This window comes from Pseudomonas sp. SGAir0191, from assembly GCF_002812565.2.
GTDB lineage: Bacteria > Pseudomonadota > Gammaproteobacteria > Pseudomonadales > Pseudomonadaceae > Aquipseudomonas > Aquipseudomonas parafulva_B.
The window spans coordinates 2,274,708-2,297,354 of the sequence record NZ_CP025035.2; the positions used below are offsets into that span (position 1 = coordinate 2,274,708).

Below are 22,647 nucleotides of genomic sequence, written 5' to 3' on the forward strand. Positions count from 1 at the left end.
CCGGGGCCAGCCGGTCCCGGCAATCGTTTGCGCAGTTGTCCCCACTTCCCATGTCAGACCGGCCGGTCGCGTTGCTTTAGCGTGTCGGCCATCAACCCTTCCAGGCAAAGCAGGATGCTTACCGATGCACTTCAGCGAACTGATCAACGCACTTTCCACCCGTCCCATCCGTCTGCAGCGTGAAGATCAGGACCTGATTGTCCTGGGTGACGATCAGACGCTGGACGACCCGTTGTGGGAGGCGTTGGCCCGGCACAAGCCGGCTTTGCTGGAGATGCTTGCAAGTCAGGATGACGATTGGCTCAGCCCAGCATTTCGGGTCACCCCGGACATGCTGCCATTGGTCAGCCTTGACCAGGTGGCCATCGACCGTATCGTCGAGAGCGTGCCGGGCGGCGCCGCCAACGTACAGGACATCTACCCGCTGGCCCCCCTGCAGCAGGGCATGCTGTACCACCACCTCTCGGCCCAGGACGGCGACCCCTACTTGTCGCAGGTGCAATTGCGCTTGGCCAGCAAGGCGCACCTCGATGCCTTCGCCGATGCCCTGCAAGCGGTCATCCAGCGCCATGACATCCTGCGCACTGCCGTGCATTGGGAATACCTGGACGAGCCCGTGCAGGTGGTGTGGCGCGAAGCGGCCCTGGTGCGTGAAGCGTTGCCGTTCAAGGGCCATGACGCACTGGCCGAGCTGTGCGAGCGCCTCGCCCCACGCCGGTATCGACTGGACCTGCGCCAGGCGCCCCTGATGCACCTGGCCCATGCCCAGGGTGAAGGGCAGACGTGGGTGGCGCTGCTGACCTTCCATCACATGATCATGGATCACACGGCGCTGGATATCGTGCGCCGGGAAATTCAGGCGCACCTGGCCGGTACTGCCGCCCAATTGCCCGCGCCGACGCCGTTCCGCAACCTCCTGGCGGCGGCGCGCCAGGCCCTGGACGAACAGGCCCATACCCAGTTCTTCGAGCACATGCTGGCCGATATCGACGAGCCGACCCTGGCCTTCGGTGCCCAGGCAAGCCCCGAGCAGCGCCTGCAGCAAGCGCGGGTGACCTTGCCGACACCCCTGGCTCGGCGCCTGCGCCAGCAAGCCCGGCAGCAGGGGGTCAGCCCAGCCAGTGTCCTGCACCTGGGCTTCGCCCGTTGGGTGGGGCAGCTGGCCGGGCGTCAGGCAGTGGTGTTCGGCAGCGTATTGCTGGGCCGCATGACCGCCGGGGAGGGTGCTGAGCAAGCCTTGGGAATGTTCATCAACACGCTGCCGCTGCGTATCGACCTGGCAGAGGTGGGGGTCAAGGACGGCTTGTTGCACACCCACCGTCGCCTGACCGGCCTGCTGGCCCACGAGCAGGCGTCCCTGGCCCTGGCCCAGCGCTGCAGCGGTGTGGCGGCGCCCACGGCCCTGTTCAACAGTATGCTCAATTACCGTCACAGCGACGCCGGCGATGCCGCCGAGATCATTCCTGTGGCGCCGGGCATCGACATTGTCGGCGCCGAAGAGCGTACCGATTACCCGTTGACGGTGAGCGTCGACGACCTGGGCGATGACCTGCGCCTGACCGTGCAGAGCCTGCCTCAGTGGGATGCCGCACGCTTGTGCCAGCAGTTCCAGCAGGTGCTCGCCAATCTCGTGCACGCCCTGGAGCATGCGCCCGACACGCGCTTGCTGCACGTGGCCGTGCTGCCAACGCAGGAATTCGATCAGGTGGTGCGCCGCTTCAACGATACCGCCTGCACTTATCGCCAGGGCGACACCGTGCACGCACGGATCGAAGCGCGTGCGCGCATGGCGCCAGACGCCATCGCGTTGCGTCAGGACGGCCAGGCACTGAGCTACGCCGCGCTCAACCAGCAGGCCAATCAGCTGGCCCACCGGCTGCTGGTAGAAGGTGTGGAGCCAGGCCAGCGCGTCGCCCTGTGCCTGCCGCGCAATGCCAACAGGCTGGTCGGCATGCTCGCGGTGCTCAAGGCCGGTGCGGCCTACGTGCCGGTCGATCCCGCTTACCCCGCAGACCGCATTGCCTACTTGCTGACCGACAGCGCACCCGCCTGGGTGCTGACCGAGTCCAGCATCGAGGGCCTGCCCACGGGCGTACCGCGCATGGACCTGGACCAGCCCCATGCCGACGCCCCTACGCACGACCCTGTAGTCACGGGTCTGGATGATCGGCAACTGGCCTACCTCGTCTACACCTCTGGCTCGACCGGCCAGCCCAAGGGTGTGATGGTCGAACACCATGCCCTGGCCAACCTGGTGGACTGGCACTGCCAGGCCTTCGACCTGGACGAGCACGGCCATGCCTCGAGCGTGGCCGGATTCGGTTTCGATGCCCTGGCCTGGGAGGTATGGCCCTGCCTGTGCGCCGGGGCAACATTGCACCTGCCGCCGGCCGATCTTGGCAATGAGCATGTGGAGGCCCTGCTCGACTGGTGGCTGGAGCAGCCGCTGACGGTGAGTTTCCTGCCAACGCCGGTGGCCGAGCACGCGCTGCGCCGCGAGCGCCAGCACCCGACCTTGCGCACCCTGCTGGTGGGCGGCGATCGCCTGCGCCACTTCGAGCGCGACCCAGGCTTTGCGTTGGTCAACAACTACGGCCCTACTGAAACCACGGTGGTCGCCACCTCTGGAGAACTGCGCCCTGGCGGTGGCCTCCATATCGGCACCCCGATCGCCAACACCCAGGTCTACGTGCTGGACGCCGGCCTGCAACCGGTGCCCGTGGGCGTCGTAGGCGAGCTGTACATCGGGGGTGCCCAGGTGGCGCGGGGCTACTTCAACCGCCCCGAACTGACGCAATCGCACTTCATCAAGGATCCGTTCAGCGATGATCCCCAGGCACGCCTGTACCGCAGCGGTGACCTGGTCCGCTGGAACACCGACGGCACGCTGGACTACCTCGGGCGCAATGACGATCAGGTGAAGATTCGCGGCGTGCGCGTCGAGCTGGGTGAAATCGAGGCTGCGCTCAAGAGCCAGTCCGGTGTCGAAGACGCCGTGGTGTTGGTGCGCGACGGCCGGCTGCTGGGTTGGTACACCCAAACCCAACCCCTTGAGCCGCGGGCGCTGCGCGAGGCCTTGCAAGCCTGCCTGCCCGCGCAACTGGTGCCAGCGGGACTGACCTGCCTCGATGCGCTGCCGCTGACCCGCCATGGCAAGCTCGACCGCCGTGCGTTGCCAACGCCGGACACCGCCAGCCTTGCGGCCAGCGCGTTCGAAGCCCCGCACACCCCGACCGAAACGGCCATGGCCGCGATCTGGGCCGAGGTGCTGCAGGTCGACCGGGTAGGGCGCCATGACAACTTCTTCGAGCTGGGTGGGCACTCGTTGCTGGCGGTCACGCTGGTCGAACGTCTGCGCCGGGCTTCGCTGGTGGTGGACGTGCGCGTGCTGTTCGCCCAGCCCACTGTCGCCGCGCTCGCCGCTGTGGTCGGCGATAGCCCGGCCCTGCAGGTGCCGGCCAATCGCGTGCCGACGGGCGCGCAGCGCATTACGCCAGACATGCTCAGCCTGATCACGCTCGAGCAACCCGTGATCGACCGCATCGTTGCCCAAGTGCCAGGCGGCGCGGCCAACGTTCAGGAAATCTACCCACTGGCGCCGTTGCAACAGGGCGTGCTCTACCATCACCTGAGCGCAGAGCAGGGCGACCCCTACCTTCTGCAGACATGCCTGGCATTCGACAGCATCGAGCGCCTGCTGGCCTGGGCCGGGGCCCTGCAACAGGTCATCGATCGACATGACATTCTGCGCACCGCCGTAGTGAGTCATGGCTTGCCGCAGCCGCTGCAGGTGGTGTGGCGCAAGGCCGAGCTGGGCGTCTTTGAGGTGACCGACCTGGCCGAGGGTTCGAGCACCTCGCGCATCGACCAGTTGCAGGCGCGCTTCGATGCCCGCCATCACCGCATGGACCTGAGCCAGGCACCCCTGGCGCGGCTGCACTACAGCCTGGACCCTGACAATCACCAGGTGGTGGCCGTGTTGCTGTTCCATCATCTGGCACTGGACCATACGGCCCTGGACGTGGTGCTGTTCGAGATGCGCGCTTTGCTGTTCGGGCAAGGGCATACCCTGCCGCCGGCCGTGCCGTACCGCAATTACGTTGCCCAGGCCTGCCTGGGCGATGAAAGCGCCCACGAGGCCTTCTTCAAGACCTTGCTGGCCGATGTCGATGAGCCCACCCTGCCGCTTGGTCATGCCGACGTGCAAGGCGACGGTGCTGGCATCGAGCACGCCCTGCTGCCGCTCGACCACGGCCTGGCCCAGGGTCTGCGTGCCCAGGCCAGGCGCCTGGGGGTGAGCGCTGCAAGCCTGATGCACGTGGCCTGGGCCCGTGTGCTGGGGGTGCTGGCCAACCGCAGCGATGTGGTGTTCGGCACGGTGCTCATGGGGCGCTCGCAAGCAGGCGAAGGCGCCGACCGCGCGCTGGGCATGTTCATCAACACCCTGCCACTGCGCGTCGATACTGCCGCCGGGGTAGAGCAGGGCGTGCTGGCCACGCACCGCCACTTGTCGGCGCTGCTGGCCCACGAGCATGCGTCATTGGCACTGGCCCAGCGCTGCAGCGGCGTGGCCGCCGGTACGCCATTGTTCAGCGCATTGCTCAATTACCGCCACAGCACCGACCCGGCAGCCCAGGCAAATGATGGGCTGTGGGAGGGCGTACAACTGCTGGGGGCAGAAGAGCGCAGCAACTACCCGCTCACCCTCAGCGTCAACGACCTGGGAGATGGCTTTACCTTCAACGTGCTGGCGTTGATCGACATCGGCGCGGCGCGGGTTGCCGGGTGGATGGCAATGGCCGTGGCGCAGTTGGTTCGGGCGTTGGAGCACGAGCCGCAGGTCAGCGTTCAGCGCCTGTCCATACTGGACGACGGGGCGCGCGAGCAGGTACTGGGCGGCTTCAACGGGACCGCACAAGCCTACCCCCAAGGCCAGACCGTTCATGGCTTGATCGAGGCCCAGGCTGCCGCGGTGCCCGATGCCACAGCGGTGTGCCAGGGCGCTTTGACCCTGACCTACGCCCAGCTCAACCGACGCGCGAACGCGTTGGCCCATCGACTGATCGCAGAGGGCGTAGGCAAGGGTGAGCGCGTCGCCTTGTGCCTGGATCGCACGCTGGACCGTATCGTCGCCCTGCTGGCCGTACTCAAGGCCGGGGCCGCCTATGTGCCCGTGGACCCGGCTTATCCGGCCAGCCGTATCGCCTACCTGCTCGAAGACAGCGCACCGACCCTGGTACTGGCCCAGACCGATATCGGCGGCCTGCCGCCGCACATGCGCCGCCTCGACCTCGACCAGCCGGATGCGGGCCTGAGCCGTGCCGACAACCCGCACGTGGCGGGGCTGACTGCCACTGACCTGGCGTACCTGGTGTACACCTCAGGTTCCACCGGCCAGCCCAAAGGCGTCATGGTCGAGCACCAGACAGTGACCAACCTTGTCCACTGGCACTGCCAGGCATTTGCCGTGCAGGGGGGCACACGCACCTCCAGCGTGGCTGGTTTCGGTTTCGACGCCATGGCCTGGGAAGTCTGGCCAGCCCTGTGCGCGGGGGCCACGCTGCACCTGCCGCCGGCCTGCCTGGGCAATGAGCAGGTCGAGGCGTTGCTGGGCTGGTGGCTCGAACAACCCCTGGCGGTCAGCTTCCTGCCGACGCCTGTGGCTGAACAGGCGCTGCGCCGCCCACACCAGCACGCCACGTTGCGCACCCTGCTGGTGGGCGGCGATCGCCTGGGTCAGTTCAAGCAGGACCCAGGATTCACCGTGGTCAACAACTACGGCCCCACCGAATGCACTGTGGTCGCCACCTCGGGTGCGTTGACACCCGGCGCAGCCCTGCACATCGGCATGCCCATTGCCAATACCCGTGTCTACGTGCTCGATGCCCTGGGCCAGCCTGTGCCGGTCGGGGTCACCGGCGAGCTCTACATCGGTGGCGCGCAAGTGGCGCGAGGCTATTTCAACCGGCCAGACCTGACCGCAGAACGCTTCCTGCGTGACCCGTTCAGCCGCCTGCCCAACGCCCGGATGTACCGCAGCGGCGACCTGGTGCGCTGGAACGGCGATGGCACGCTTGACTACCTGGGCCGTAACGACGACCAGGTCAAGGTGCGTGGCGTCCGGGTGGAGCTGGGTGAAATCGAGGCCGCGCTCAGGGGGCAAGCCGGTGTCGGCGATGCTGTGGTGCTGGTGCGCGGCGAACGCTTGCTGGCCTGGTTCACCGAGACGTCTGCCGTCCAGGTGAGCGACCTGCGCCAGGGCTTGCAGGCGTGCTTGCCGGGTCAGCTGATGCCTCAGGCCTTTATCCGCATTCAGGCGCTGCCCCTGACCAGCCACGGCAAGCTCGACCGTCGCGCGCTGCCCGAGCCACAGCCCCATGACCTGGTGCAGCAGGGGTACGAGGCCCCGCTGGGTGAAACCGAGGCCATCATCGCCCAGGTCTGGGCCAACGTGCTGGGCCTGGAGCAAGTCGGCCGGCACGACAATTTCTTCGAACTGGGCGGGCATTCGCTGTTGGCCGTGAGCCTGATCGAGCGGCTGCGCGAACAAGGCCTGGCCCTGGATGTGCGCGTTTTGTTCGCGCAACCGACGGTGGCGGCACTGGCCGGGGCGCTGGGCACAGCCCGTCAGGTACGCATCCCTGCCAACGGTATCCCGGCCCACTGCGCCCGCATCACCCCGACCATGCTGCCCTTGTTGACGCTGGAGCAGGCTGCGCTGGACCGCATCGTCGCTGCAGTCCCCGGCGGCGCGGCCAACATCCAGGATATCTACCCACTGGCGCCGCTGCAGGAGGGCATTCTCTATCACCATCTCAGTGCAGACGGTGTCGACCCTTACCTGCTGCAATGGCGAGTTGCCTTCGATTCGCTGCAAAGGCTGCATGCCTTTGCCCAGGCCCTCGACCAGGTGGTGGCCCGCCACGACGTGTTGCGCACGGCGGTGCTCTGGGATGGCTTGCCCCAGCCGGTGCAGGTTGTACTGCGCTCGGCGAACCTGGCGTTGATCGAGGTGACAGAAAAGGACGCGATGCTCGACGGCCAACGCATCGAGCTTGCCTCGGCGCCGCTGATCCGGCTGTTGCATGTGCATGATGCGGCAGGGGTGCAGGTCGTGCTGCAGTTCCACCACATCGTGCTCGACCACACCGCCATGAAAGTGGTGCTGGCAGAGATTCGCGATCACTTGCACGGCCAGACGCCGGCAGGGGCGCCGGTGCCTTACCGCAACTATGTGGCCCAGGCTCTGCTGGGTATCAGCGAGGCCGAGCATGAGGCGTTTTTCAGGACCGAACTGGGCGATGTCGAAGAGCCGACGCTGCCCTATGGGCTTGCCGATCTGCAGCACCAAGCCAGTGATTTCGAGCTCGCCAGTACCGAATTGGCCCCTGAGCAGTATCAACGGCTGCGGGCTCTGGCCCGCCAGTGCGGGGTGAGCGCCGCAAGCCTGGTGCACCTGGCCTGGGCGCGGTGGGTCGCGGCCACCAGTGGCAAGGACGACGTGGTCTTCGGCACCGTGCTGCTCGGGCGGCTGCAAGGCGGCGAGGGCGCCGACAGGGCATTGGGCATGTTCATCAACACCCTGCCGCTGCGCCTGGACCTGGCAGGGCTCGACGTACGGGCAGCGCTACAGCTGACCCACCAGCGCCTGGCTGCGCTGCTGGTCCACGAACACGCCTCGCTGGCGCTGGCCCAGCGCTGTAGCGGCGTGGCTGCACCCACACCGCTGTTTAGCGCGATGCTCAACTACCGTCACGGCGCGACCGAGCAAGAGCAGCAGGCGCGCGACCAGGCCCTTGAGGGTATCGAAGTGCTGCCGGCCGGTGGGCATGGCAACTACCCGATCAGCGTCAACGTCGACGACCTGGGCTCAGGGCTGCGCATCACCGCTCAGGTGTGCAGGCCCATTGGCGCACGGCCGCTGTGCGAGCAATTGACGCATCTGCTGGTCGAGCTGCTGGATGCGCTTGAACGGCGTCCGGCCCTACCGGTGCACAGCGTGTCACTGCTTGACCCTGCGGCGCGCGCAGCGGTGCTGGGTAACCACCGCGCCTGCCCACATGACCTGACGCAGACCCTGCACGGTCTTTTCGAAGCACAGGCCCGGCGCAGCCCACAGGCCATAGCGCTGGTGGCCGAAGAGGGCGAGCTGAGTTACGCCGAGCTCGATCGACAGGCTAACGGCCTGGCTCACCATCTGCTGTCGCTGGGCGTACAGCCTGACGACCGCGTCGCGATCTGCCTTGAGCGCAGTGCCGCGCTGGTGGTTGGCCTGCTGGGCATCCTCAAGGCCGGCGCGGCCTATGTGCCGATCGACCCTGGCTACCCCGCCGAGCGCATCGGTCACATGCTGCGCGACAGTGACCCACGCGCGGTGCTGGTGCATCGCGCCATCGGCGAGCTGGCGCTGCCCACCCAGGCGCCCAGGGTGGACATGGACGCCGCTCAATGGGGGGAGCAAGCGCATCTGGCTCCCCTGGTGCCAGGGCTCACTGCACGCAACCTGGCCTACGTGATCTACACCTCCGGCTCCACTGGGCTACCCAAGGGCGTCATGGTCGAGCACCGCAACGTGGTGAACCTGGTGCACTGGAGCCAAGGGCAGTGGCCGCTCGCTGCGACCCAGGCTGTACTGCACAAGACGCCGATCAGCTTCGACGCCTCGGTGTGGGAGCTGTTCTGGCCGCTGTGCAGCGGCTTGCGCCTGGTGCTTGCCCGCCCGTTGGGCGAGCGCGACCCGGACTATCTGGCGCGGTTGATCCAGGCACAGGAGGTAGGCGTGGTGCAGTTCGTGCCTGCGCTGCTGCAGCAGTTCCTCGACCACCCTGGCAGCCGCCTGTGTTCAGGGTTGACGGACATCGTGTGTGGGGGCGGGGAGCTGACCTGTGCGCTGGCCAGCCAAGTGCGCGAGCAGTTGCCCCAGGTGCGTCTGCACAACGTCTACGGCCCCACCGAGACCACGGTCGATTGCAGCGTCTGGACACTGCAGCCCACTGCCGCCATCCCCGTCGCTGGCCTGCCCATCGGAAGCCCGGTGGACAACACCCGCTTGTATGTACTCGATGCACACGACCAGCCAGTGCCGCCCGGCGTTGCCGGGCACCTGCACATAGGCGGTGCTGGCGTTAGCCGCGGGTACCTGGGCTTGCCCGAGCAGCAATCGGAGCGGTTCCTCGATAACCCCTTCGTCGAGGGCGAGCGGCTTTACCGCAGTGGCGACCTGGTGCGCCTGAATGCTCAGGGCGAGCTGGTCTTCCTCGGCCGCCTCGACCAGCAGATCAAGCTGCGCGGCCTGCGGATCGAACCCGGCGAGATCGAAACCTGCCTGCAGCGCTTGCCTGGTGTGGACTCCGTGGTAGTGCTCGCGGTGGACGGCACCCGGCTGGCTGCCTGGTACACCGGTGACCCGCAGGCTCCCGAGGCACTGCGCCAGGGCTTGCTCGAGCACTTGCCCGAGCACATGGTGCCCGCGGTGTTCATTCACCTGGATCGCTTGCCGTTGACGCCCAATGGCAAGCTTGACCGCAAAGCCCTGCCCACCCCGGACAGCGTGGTGCAGGCACGGGCCTTCGAGGCGCCGGTAGGTGATACCGAAGCCCTGCTGGCCCGCCTGTGGGGCGAATTGCTGGCGGTGCCGCAGGTAGGCCGACACGATAATTTCTTCGAATTGGGTGGCCACTCGCTGTTGGCCGTCACCCTGACCGCTCGGCTGCGCCTTGAAGGCTTGGAGGTCGATGTGCGCACCTTGTTCGGCCAGCCGACCGTAGCGGCCCTGGCGGCCACGCTCACGGCCAGCCGCCAGGTCCAGGTGCCCGAAAACCGCATCCCGGCGAACTGCTCGCACATCACACCCGACATGCTCAGCCTGATCGAGCTGGACCAGGCCGCCATCGGGCGGATCGTCTCGCAGGTGCCGGGCGGTGCGCCCAACGTGCAGGACATCTACCCCCTGGCGCCGTTGCAGGAAGGCATCCTCTACCATCACCTGTCGGCCGAGCATGACCCCTATGTGCTGCACACGCGCCTGCGTTTCAGTTCCAAGCAACGGCTGCAGGCCTTCGCCGCTGCACTGGACCAGGTCATCGCCCGCCACGATGTATTGCGCACGGCGATCTTCTGGGAAGGGCTGCCGCAAGCGGTGCAGGTGGTGGTGCGCCAGGCTCGCCTGAGCGTGGACGCCGTAGCTGACCTGTCGGCCACTGCCACCCTTGACCTGGCACGGGCCCCGCTGCTGCGACTGGTGTACAGCCAGGGGCAGGACGGCATCGAGGCCAGCTTGCACTTCCACCACATCGTGTTGGACCACACGGCGCTGGAGGTGGTGGGCGAAGAGCTGACGGCCCTGCTTAGTGGTGCCCCCGTACCGGCTCATGCTGCGGTGCCTTACCGCAATTACGTGGCCCAGGCCAGGCTAGGGGTCGATCAGCTCGCCCATGAGGCGTTCTTCACCGCGCAGCTGGGTGACATCGACGAGCCGACCTTGCCCTATGGCCTGGATGACGTGCAAGGCGACGGTCGCGACCTGGATGAGGCCAAGCAGGTCTTGCCCGAGGCCCTGTCTGCCGGCTTGCGCCAACAGGCGCGGCGCCTGGGCATCAGCGCTGCTTCGTTGTTCCATTTGGCCTGGGCCCGCCTGCTCGGGGCTGCCAGTGGCAGATCGTGCGTGGTGTTCGGCACCGTGCTGCTGGGGCGCCTGCAGGGCGGTGAAGGGTCCGAACGGGCGCTGGGCATGTTCATCAACACCTTGCCATTGCGCGTGGACCTGGAGGCCATCGGCCTGGTGGATGCGGCCAAGGCCGTGCATCAGCGGCTCAGCGACCTGTTGGCCCATGAGCATGCTTCGCTTGCGCTGGCACAGCGTTGCAGTGGCGTCGCGGCGCCGCAGCCGTTGTTCAGCGCCATGCTCAACTACCGCCATGGCACCCAACCCGGCGCCGATCGCGGCGAAGGCTGGGCGGGCATCGAGGTGGTGGACGGGCAGGAGCGCACCAACTATCCCCTGAGCCTGAACGTGGATGATCTGGGCGACGCGTTCCGACTGGTGGCCACCGTACCTGCGCAGATCGGCGCGCAGCGCATCTGTGGGCAGGTGCAACAGGTGCTGCAAGCGCTGCTGAGCGGGCTTGAACACACCCCGACGCTGCCCGTGCAGCAATTGCCCGTGCTCGAGAGCCATGAGCGTGAGCGCGTGCTGGCAGGTTTTAACGCTACCGAAAAGGCCTACGGGCTCGATCACACGCTGCATCGACTGATCGAGGATCAGGTACAGCGCACCCCGCAGGCCGTCGCCGTCAGTGCCGAGGAGGGCGAGCTGACCTTCGAGCAGCTCAACGCCCAGGCCAACCGCCTGGCTCACCACCTGATCGCGCTGGGTGTGAAACCCGACGATCGCGTGGCGATCTGTGTCGAACGCGGCTTGTCGATGATGGTGGGCTTGCTCGGGATCCTGAAGGCAGGCGGCGCTTATGTGCCGGTCGATCCGGACTACCCGGCAGAACGTATCCGCCACATGCTCACCGACAGCGCGCCGGTAGCGGTACTGGTGCACGCGGCGACCCGGCAGGTGCCTGAGCATGGCGTCGTGATCGATCTGGACGCGCCTTTGAGCCTTGAACTGCCTGCCCGCAACCCTGAGGTGCCGGGGCTCACCGCGCAGCACCTGGCGTACGTCATCTACACCTCTGGCTCTACCGGCCTTCCCAAAGGGGTGATGAACGAGCACGCCGGCGTGGTCAACCGCCTGCTGTGGATGCAGGACGCCTACGCGCTGGATGCTGACGACGTCGTGCTGCAAAAGACCCCGTTCAGCTTCGACGTTTCGGTTTGGGAGTTGCTGTGGCCCTTGCAGACCGGTGCAAAACTGGTCATGGCCAGGCCCGGTGGTCATCGCGACCCGCAGTACCTGCAACAGGCCATCGAAGCCGAAGGCGTCAGCACACTGCACTTCGTGCCGTCGATGCTGGACGTGTTCTTGTCCGCCATGGAATCAGGCTGGTCCGCACCTTCGCTCAAGCGGGTGGTGTGCAGCGGCGAAGCATTGCCGGGCAGCCTGGTGCGTCGCTTCCACCAGCAACTGCCAGACGTGGAGCTGCACAACCTCTACGGCCCGACCGAGGCCGCAGTGGATGTGAGTGCCTGGCACTGTGTGACCGCACCCGACAACACCCCCATCGGCAAACCCATCGCCAACACCACCCTCTACGTACTGGACGAGCAAGGCCAGCCGGTGCCGCAGGGCGTGGCGGGTGAGCTGTACATCGGTGGCGTACAGGTCGCCCGCGGTTACCTGAACCGACCCGAGCTGACCGCCGAGCGCTTCGTGGATGACCCCTTCGGCCAGCGCCCAGGCGGGCGGCTGTACCGCACAGGCGACCTGGCACGGCACCTGCCGGACGGCAACCTCGAATACCTGGGCCGTAACGACGACCAGGTGAAGTTGCGCGGTCTGCGTATCGAATTGGGTGAAATCCAAGCAGCCATGACGGCTGTCGAGGGCATCAAGGAGACCGTGGTGGTCGCTCGCGACCAGCGCTTGATTGCCTACTACACCGGCGCCCAGCAACCAGTGGACGAGCTTCGCGCGGTCTTGCTGCGTCAATTGCCGGACTTCATGGTGCCGGCGCTGTTCATGCACCTGCAGGCCTTGCCGCTGAGCCCCAACGGCAAGCTCGACCGCAAGGCCTTGCCTGCCCCTGACGTGATCCAGGAACGCGCCTTCGAAGCACCACTGGGCGAGACCGAAACCTTGCTGGCCGCGCTCTGGGCCGACCTGTTGGGCGTGGACCGCGTGGGCCGACAGGACAACTTCTTCGAGCTGGGCGGCCATTCGCTGCTGGCGGTCACCCTGACGGCGCGCCTGCGGGAACGCGGGCTGCAAGCCGACATTCGAGTGTTGTTCGGTCAGCCGACGTTGCAAGCCCTGGCTGCCGCGCTGGGTAGTCAGCGCAGCGTCGTCGTGCCGGAAAACCTGATCACGCCTGACTGCACCCGTATCACACCTGAGCTGTTGCCGCTGGCGGACCTTTCGCAAGCGGCCATCGACACGCTGGTGGCGCAGATACCCGGCGGGGTCGAGAACATCCAGGACATCTATGGCCTGGCGCCCTTGCAGCAGGGCATTCTTTATCACCACCTGACCTGCGAAGACCGCGACCCCTATGTGCTGCAGGCCCGCTTCAGCTTCCCCGACCAGGCGCAGCTGGACGCTTTTGCCGCTGCCCTGGACGTGGTCATCGCTCGCCATGACATCCTGCGCACCAGCATCCATTGGCACGCCCTCGAAGAACCCGTGCAGGTGGTATGGCGCAACACCCCTGCGCTGGCCAGCCAACTTGCCATCGCTGGCGAGGGGCTGAAGCTCACCCAGGCGCCGCTGGTGCGCCTGGTGCAAGCGTCCTCTGGGCAACAGGTGCAGGCAACGCTGCTCATCCACCACATCATCCTCGACCATGCGGCGGTCGAGCAGCTGGTGGCGGAAATCACCACGGTGCTGCAAGGCCAGCCGGTGCTGCACGCCAGCACGCCCTACCGTAACTACGTGGCCCAGGCACGCCTTGGCGCCGATCCGCAGGCAGACGAAACGCTGTTCCGTGAGTTGTTGGGCGACATCGACGAGCCAACTGTCGTGTTCGGCCTGCACAACGCCGATACAGGTACGGGCGAGGTGTTCGAGACGCGCCAGTGGATCGAAGGCGAGGTGGTCGTGCAGTTGCGCGAACAAGCGCGCCGACTGGGCGTGAGCCTGGCCAGCCTGGTGCACCAGGGGTGGGCGCAGGTGTTGGCGCAGCTCAGCGGCCGCGAGGAGGTGGTGTTCGGCACTGTCCTGCTCGGCCGCCTGCAGGGCGGCGCAGGCGCCGAGCGTGCCTTGGGCATGTTCATCAATACCTTGCCGCTGCGCGTCAGCGCAGGCGCGGCGGGTGTCGCCGATGGCGTGCGCCTGACCCATCAGCGCCTTGCCAGCCTGCTGGCCCACGAGCAGGCATCCTTGGCCTTGGCCCAGCGCTGCAGTGCGGTGCCGGCTTCACAAGCACTGTTCACCAGCCTGCTGAACTTCCGCCACAGCGCACCGGCCCAGCAGGGCTTGAGCCAGGCCTGGAACGGCATCGAGCAGGTGGCGGCGGTGGAGCGCAGCAACTATCCGCTGGTGGTCAACGTAGACGATGTGGGCGATGCAATGGCACTTACCGTGCAGGCCGTGGCCCAGGTCGATGGCCAGCAGGTCTGCACGCTGCTGGCCCATGCGCTGGGCCAACTGGCGCAGGCCTTGGAACAGGCGCCCGGTACCCCGTTGTGGCAGGTTTCGCAGCTACCGGCTGGCGAACGCGAACGGGTGCTCCACGGCTTCAACGCCACCGCGCGCGACTATCCACGGGACCAACCGCTACATGCATTGTTCAGCGCACAGGCTCACCGTGCGCCCAGTGCCTGCGCCGTGGTGCATGGCGAGCAGCAATGGACGTATGCCCAGCTCGAACGGCATGCCAACCGTCTCGCGCACTACCTGCTGGACCTGGGCGTGATGCCGGGGGACAGCGTGGCGCTGCTGTTACCGCGTAGCTTCGACCTGTTGGCGGCGCAACTGGCCGTCAGTGCCTGCGGCGCCGTCTACGTGCCGCTGGACAGTTATGCGCCCGTGGAGCGCCAGGCCTATATGGTGCAAGACAGCGGGGCAGCCGTGCTGCTGACGTTGAGCCACGAGCCCGCGCCGCCCTGTGCCGTACGCATCGACCTGGACCGCTGTGATCTGACCGATCAGCCGGCCCAGGCGCCGCACACCGAGGTTTCAGCCCAGCGCGCGGCCTACGTGATGTATACCTCCGGCTCCACCGGGGCGGCAAAGGGCGTGCAGGTGCCCCATCTGGCCATTGCCCGTTTGGTCATCAACAACGGTTTTGCGGCGTTCACCGCCCAGGACCGTGTCGCCTTCGCCTCGAACCCGGCATTCGACGCCAGCACCCTCGAAGTGTGGGCGCCGCTGCTCAACGGCGGCGTGGTGGTGGTCATCGATCAGGATCAGGTGCTGGCGCGCGACAAGCTGCGCGTTGCATTGCTGAACCAGCAGGTGAGCGTGTTGTGGCTCACCGCCGGCCTGTTCCATCAATTTGCCGAAGCCTTGCTGCCAGCCTTTGCACGCCTGCGCTACCTGATGGTCGGTGGTGACGTGCTGGACCCGCATGTCGTGGCCCGGGTGCTGCGTGACGGTGCCCCGGCACACCTGCTAAACGGCTACGGGCCAACCGAAGCCACGACCTTTACCACCACCTTCGAGATGACCCGTGTCGAGGCGGGCAGCCTGCCCATAGGCCGGCCGATCGGCAACACCCGCTGCTACGTGCTGGACACTCACCAGCAACTTCTGCCCGTGGGGGCCGTCGGCGAGTTGTACATCGGCGGTGACGGTGTAGCCCTGGGTTACCTGGGCCAGCCCGCGCTGACGGCCGAGCGCTTCATCGCCGATCCGTTCAGCGGCCGGCCGCAGGATCGGCTGTACCGCAGTGGCGACCTGGTGGCCTGGCAACCAGACGGCACCCTGCGCTACCTGGGCCGCGCCGACCAGCAGGTCAAGCTGCGTGGTTTCCGCATCGAGCTGGGTGAAATCGAGACGCGCCTGGCCGAATGCGACGGCGTGCGGGAAGCCGTCGTGCTGCTGCGCGAAGATCAGCCGGGCGACAAACGGCTGGTGGCCTACTTCACTGCCCACGCTGCTGCGCCCCTGATCGCCGACCTGCACGCCAGGTTGCAGACGCAGTTGCCCGACTACATGCTGCCGGCCGCGTACGTCCAGCTTCAGGCATTGCCCCTCACGGCCAATGGCAAGCTTGATCGCCGTGGCTTGCCGGCGCCTGGTCTCGACGCGGTGCTGACCCGTGGCTTCGAACCCCCGCAGGGCGAGGTCGAGGTGGCCTTGGCGAGCCTCTGGGCCGAGGTGCTGAAGGTCGAGCGCGTCGGTCGGCATGATCACTTCTTCGAACTGGGCGGGCACTCGCTGCTGGCCGTGACCCTGGTCGAACGGATGCGCAAGGCCGGCCTGGGCGCCGACGTGCGTGTGCTGTTCGCCCAGCCCACCCTGGCAGCCCTGGCCGCCGCCGTGGGCCAGGACCGCGACCTGCAAGTGCCTGACAACCGCGTGCCAGCGCACGTCGAGCGCATCACGCCGCAGATGCTCAGCCTGATCGCGCTTGATCAGGGCAGCATCGACCACATCGTGGCCAGCGTGCCTGGTGGGGCGGCCAACGTGCAGGAAATCTACCCCCTGGCCCCGCTGCAGCAAGGCATTCTGTTCCATCACCTGAGTGCCGAGCAGGGCGACCCGTACCTGCTGCAATCGCGCCTGGCCTTCGACAGCCTGGCGCATCTGCAGCACTGGGTAGCGGCGTTGCAACAGGTGATCGACCGCCACGACATTCTGCGCACCGCCGTGATCAGCGAAGGCCTGGCGCAACCGGTGCAGGTGGTATGGCGTAAAGCGCAGATGGCAGTCAGCGCCATCGACGGGCTGGACGAGGCCGACGTGCTGCACGCCTTGCAGGCCCGCTTCGATGCCCGCCAGCAGCGCCTGGACCTGGCGCAGGCGCCGATGATGCGCATGGTATACGCGCCCGATCCGCGCAATCTGCGCGTGGTGGCCATTTTGCAGTTCCACCACCTGGCCCTGGACCACACCGCCATGGAAGTCATCGCCAGCGAGATGCAGGCGCTGATGACCGGGCAGGGGGACACCCTGGCGGCGCCGGCGCCGTATCGAAACTACGTGGCCCAGGCCCGGCTCGGTGCCGACGAGGCGGGGCACGAGGCGTTCTTCCGGCAGATGCTGGGCGATGTGGACGAACCGACCTTGCCGCTGGGCCTGGCCGACGTGCAAGGCGAGGGGCATGCCATCGAGGAGGCGCGCCTGGGCGTCGATGCCCGCGTGGCCGGAGGGTTGCGTGAGCAAGCGCGGCACCTGGGGGTGAGCGTCGCCAGCCTGGCGCACCTGGCCTGGGCGCGGGTGCTGGGCGCACTGGCCAACCGCAGTGACGTGGTCTTCGGCACCGTGTTGATGGGCCGTCTGCACGGCGGCGAAGGGGCCGACCGGGCGCTGGGGGTGTTCATCAATACCTTGCCGCTGCGTATCGACCTGTCCGTGCCGCTGGTCGAAGCCGTGCGCACCACTCACCAGCGTCTGAGCGCGCTGCTGATGCACGAACACGCGCCCCTGGCGCTGGCCCAGCGCTGCAGTGGGGTGGCCGGCTCGCTACCGCTGTTCAGTGCCTTGTTCAACTACCGCCACAGCAGCGCCGCGGACGGCAGCCACACCGGGGCCATGCAGGGCGTGCGTCTGCTCGGGGGCGAAGAGCGCAGCAACTACCCGCTGACCTTGAGCGTCGATGATCTGGGCGAAGCCTTCAGCTTGAGTGTGCTGGCCCAGGCCGGGATTGACGCTGCGCAGGTGGCCAGTGCCATGAACCAGGTGTTGACGGGCCTTGTGGCCACGCTTGAGCAGTTGCGTCAGCCAGGCGCAGCCTCTGGAACGGGCCTGCCGGTGGCCCTGCTGCCGGTGCTTGGCGCTCCAGCGCAGGCGCAGCTGTTGCACGCCTTCAACGCCACCCACAAAGCCTACCCTCAAGGGCAGACCGTGCATGGGCTGATCGAAGCCCAGGCGGACCGCGCGCCACAAGGGGCTGCGCTGGTGCAGGACGGATGTGTGCTGAGCTACGGCGAACTCAACCGCAGCGCCAACCGCCTGGCGCATTTCCTGATTCAACAGGGCGTAGGCCTGGGCGACCGCGTTGCCCTGTGCTTGCCGCGCAACCCGCAGCGGCTCATTGGCCTGCTGGCCGTGCTCAAGTGCGGGGCGGCCTATATACCGATCGACCCGGCTTATCCCGATGAGCGCATCGCCTACCTGCTCGGTGACAGCGCCCCGAAAACGGTGCTGGTCGATCATGTCAACCAAGGCCGGATGGGCCCTGTGCATTGCACAGTCGTGGACCAGGACGGCTGGCAGGGCGAATCGCACGTCAATCCCTGCGTGGCCGGGCTCGATGCGCACCAGCTGGCCTATGTGGTCTACACCTCCGGCTCCACCGGACAACCCAAGGGGGTGATGGTCGAACATGCCACCCTGGCCAACCTGGTGCATTGGCACTGCGATGCCTTTGGCGTAGGGGCAGGAACCCACACCAGCACCGTTGCAGGCTTCGGCTTCGACGCCGTGGCCTGGGAAGTCTGGCCGGCCCTGTGCGCCGGGGCCGTGTTGCACGTGCCCCCGGCGCACATCGGCGCAGAACACGTGGATGAGCTGCTCGACTGGTGGCTGCAACAACCGCTGGCGGTAAGCTTCCTGCCTACCCCGGTGGCCGAGCAGGCGCTACGCCGCGAGCACCAGCACCCGACCTTGCAGACCTTGCTGATCGGCGGTGACCGTCTGCGTCAGTTCGAGCGTGATCCAGGCTTCACGGTGGTCAATAACTACGGGCCGACCGAAGCCACGGTGGTTGCCACCGCCGGGGCCCTGACCGCGGGCGCGCCGCTGCACATCGGCAAGCCGATCGCCAACACCCGCGTCTACGTGCTCGATGCCCATCGCCAACTGGTGCCATTGGGCGCGGTGGGCGAGTTGTACATCGGTGGGGCAGGTGTAGCACGCGGCTACTTCGACCGTGAGACCTTGACCCACGAGCGCTTCCTGCCCGACCCGTACAGTCACCAGGCCAATGCGCGCATGTACCGCAGCGGTGACCTGGTGCGCTGGCGAGCGGACGGCACCCTGGAGTACCTGGGCCGCAACGATGACCAGGTCAAGGTGCGCGGCGTGCGTGTGGAACTGGGCGAGATCGAATGCACGCTGGCTGCCCAGCCAGGGGTTGGCGATGCCGTGGTGCTGGTACGTGATGACCGGCTGTTGGCCTGGTTCACCGAAACCGCGCCGGTCAACGTGGACACGCTGCGTCAGGCCATGCTGGCCAGCCTACCCATGCACCTGGTGCCGCAGGCCTTCACACGTCTGGATGTGCTGCCCTTGACCAGCCACGGCAAGCTCGACCGCAGGGCGCTGCCCGAGCCTGCCATGCTGCACCGGGCCGGCGAGGACCATGAGCCACCCCAAGGCCCGGTAGAAACCGCGCTGGCCCAGGCCTGGGCTGATCTGCTCGGCGTCGAGCAGGTCGGTCGTCACGACAACTTCTTCGAGCTGGGCGGGCACTCCTTGCTGGCCGTCAACCTGACCGCGCGGCTGCGCCGAGAAGGGCTGCAGGTCGATGTCCGTACCTTGTTCGGCAAGCCGACCATCGCGGCGCTGGCCAGTACCCTGGGCCAGGCGCGCGCGGTCACGGTGCCGGCCAACCTGATCGCCCCCGGCTGCGAACAGATCACCCCGGCGATGCTGCCGTTGATTACGCTCGATGAGGGCGCCATCGCGCGCATCGTCGCCCAGGTGCCAGGCGGCACCGGCAACGTCCAGGACATCTATCCACTGGCGCCGTTGCAGGAAGGCATTCTCTATCACCATGTCAGTGCCGACGGCCACGACCCCTATGTGCTGGAGTCCCGCTTCGTCTTCGATACCCGTGGGCATCTGGACAACTTCGTGGCGGCATTGAACAAGGTCATCGCCCGACACGATGTGCTGCGCACGGCCATTTTCTGGCAGGGCTTGCCCCAACCTGTGCAGGTGGTGCTGCGCCAAGCTTCGCTGGCCGTGCTATCGGCGCAGGACGCCGTGGGCGGGCCACCACCGGCGTTCGACCTTGGCCAGGCACCGCTGATGCGCCTGGTCGTCGGCCCGGTAGGCACTGACCAGCAGGTGCAGGCCACGTTGCAGTTCCATCACATCGTGATGGACCACACGGCCATGGAGGTGGTGGCACAGGAGCTGATCGCCTACCTGCAGGGCGATGACGCGCCTGACCAGGCGCCGGTGCCTTACCGCAATTATGTGGCCCAGGCGCGTCTGGGCATGAGCCAGGACGAGCACGAAGCGTTCTTCCGGGCGCAGCTGGGCGCGGTTGATGAACCCACCTTGCCGTTTGGCCTGAGTGATGTGCAGGGCAATGGCCAGGCGCTGGAAGACGCCACGCTGTGGCTTGATGATGCACTGGCCGACCGTTTGCGCAGCCAGGCACGCCGCCTGGGCATCAGCGCCGCAAGCCTGTTCCACCTGGGCTGGGCGCGTCTGTTGAGTGCAGCCACAGGGCGGGGCACGGTGGTGTTCGGCACCGTGCTGCTGGGCCGTCTGCAGGGCGGCGAAGGGGCCGAACGGGCCTTGGGCATGTTCATCAATACCTTGCCGCTGCGCATCGACCTGGCGGGTATGCCCGTCGAGGCCGCGGCACGGGCGGCCCACCGCCAGCTCAGCGAACTGCTGGCCCACGAGCATGCCTCGTTGGCCCTGGCCCAACGCTGCAGTGGCGTGGCCGCGCCGCAGCCGCTGTTCAGCGCCATGCTCAACTACCGGCACAGCACCCAGGCCAGCGCCAGCCAGAAAGCGGCGAGCGCAGGCATTACCATCGGCCAAAGCCAGGAACGCAGCAACTACCCTCTGGGGTTGAACGTGGACGATGTGGGCCAAGCCTTCCGCCTGGTGGCCACGACCACGGCTGCGGTGGGTGCAGCGCGTATCTGCGGGCAGATGCAGCACGTGTTGCAGGCGCTGGTGACGGCGCTTGAGCAAGCCCCTGATCGAGGCGTGCAGCACTTGCCAGTGCTGGAAGCCGCAGAGCGCGAGCGGGTAGTGGCAGCGTTCAACGCCACGGCCAGGGACTACGACCTGGACCACACCTTGCACGGGCTGATCGAAGCCCAGGTACGACGCACGCCGACGGCGGTGGCGGTCAGCGCCGAGGAAGGCGAGCTGACCTTCGAGCAGCTCGACGCCCAGGCCAACCGCCTGGCTCATCACCTGATCGGGCTGGGTGTGAAGCCCGATGATCGCGTGGCGATCTGCGTCGAACGCGGTTTGTCGATGATGGTGGGCCTGCTCGGGATCCTGAAGGCGGGCGGCGCTTATGTGCCGGTCGACCCGGACTACCCGGCAGCGCGTGTGCGTCACATGCTGACCGACAGCGCGCCCGTGGCCGTGCTGGTGCATGGCGCAACCCGCCATGTGCCGGAACACCCGGTCCTGATCGATCTGGATGCACCCGTCTGGCAACATTGCCCGGCTATCGCTGCGTCGGTGACCGGGCTGACCCCTCGGCATCTGGCCTATGTGATCTATACCTCGGGCTCAACCGGCTTGCCCAAAGGGGTGATGAACGAGCACGCCGGCGTGGTCAACCGCCTGCTGTGGATGCAGGACGCCTACGCGCTGGATGCTGGCGACGTCGTGCTGCAGAAGACCCCGTTCAGCTTCGACGTTTCGGTTTGGGAGTTGCTGTGGCCCTTGCAGACCGGTGCAAAACTGGTCATGGCCCGGCCCGGTGGGCATCGCGACCCGCAGTACCTGCAACGGGCCATCGAAGCCGAAGGCGTCAGCACGCTGCACTTCGTGCCGTCGATGCTGGACGTGTTCTTGTCCGCCATGGAATCAGGCTGGTCCTCGCCTTCGCTCAAGCGGGTGGTGTGCAGCGGCGAAGCATTGCCGGGCAGCCTGGTGCGTCGCTTCCACCAGCAACTGCCAGACGTGGAGCTGCACAACCTCTACGGCCCGACCGAGGCCGCAGTGGACGTGAGTGCCTGGCACTGTGTGACCGCACCCGACAACACCCCCATCGGCAAACCCATCGCCAATACCACCCTGTACGTACTGGACGAGCAAGGCCAGCCGGTGCCCCAAGGCGTGGCGGGTGAGCTGTACATCGGTGGCGTACAGGTCGCCCGCGGGTACCTGAACCGACCCGAGCTGACCGCCGAGCGCTTCGTCGATGACCCCTTCGGCCAGCGCCCAGGCGGGCGGCTGTACCGCACCGGCGACCTGGCACGGCACCTGGCGGACGGCAACCTCGAATACCTGGGCCGTAACGACGACCAGGTGAAGGTGCGCGGTCTGCGTATCGAATTGGGTGAAATCCAAGCAGCCATGACGGCTGTCGCGGGCATCAAGGAGGCCGTGGTCATCGCCCGCGACCAGCGCTTGATTGCCTACTACACCGGTGCCCAGCAACCGGTAGACGCGCTTCGCGCAGCCTTGCTGCGTCAATTGCCGGACTTCATGGTGCCGGCGCTGTTCATGCACCTGCAGGCCTTGCCGCTGAGCCCCAACGGCAAGCTCGACCGCAAGGCCTTGCCTGAACCCGACGCACTGCCGGAGCGCCCGTTCGAAGCGCCCGAAGGGCCAACCGAAACCCTGATGGCTGCACTGTGGTGCGAGCTGCTGGAGGTAGAGCGGGTAGGGCGGCACGACAACTTCTTCGAACTGGGCGGGCACTCGCTGCTGGCCGTCACCCTGACCTCCAGGCTGCGCGAAGCAGGCCTTGAGGCCGACGTGCGGGCCCTGTTCGACCAACCGACACTGGCAGGCTACGCAGCCATCACAGACAGAATGGAGATCGTCCTGTGAGCATCAACCAATTACTGGCCACACTGGCCGACCACGATGTGCAGCTGGCGCTCAAGGATGGCCAACTGGTGGTGCAGGGCAACCGACAGGCACTGACCGACGGCGCCCTGGTGGCCCAGTTGCGGGCCCACAAACCGGCGCTGGTGAGCCTGATCGAGCGCGGCGAGTAC

The 22,647-nt window shown here is 67.0% G+C and carries 1 protein-coding gene; it reads left to right on the forward strand.

Going from position 1 to position 22,647, the window contains the following annotated elements; translation table 11 throughout:
- Nucleotides 1-124: 124 nt before the first annotated feature.
- Nucleotides 125-22,477, forward strand: coding sequence for a non-ribosomal peptide synthetase (locus CWR53_RS10320; protein ID WP_100851445.1), 22,353 nt, complete (start codon nucleotides 125-127; stop codon nucleotides 22,475-22,477).
- The last annotated feature ends 170 nt before the right edge of the window (nucleotides 22,478-22,647 follow it).

What these genes read in the sequence shown, in the direction of transcription:
- CWR53_RS10320 (WP_100851445.1), top strand. Translation starts at nt 125, where the DNA reads ATGCACTTCAGCGAACTGATCAACGCACTTTCCACCCGTCCCATCCGT.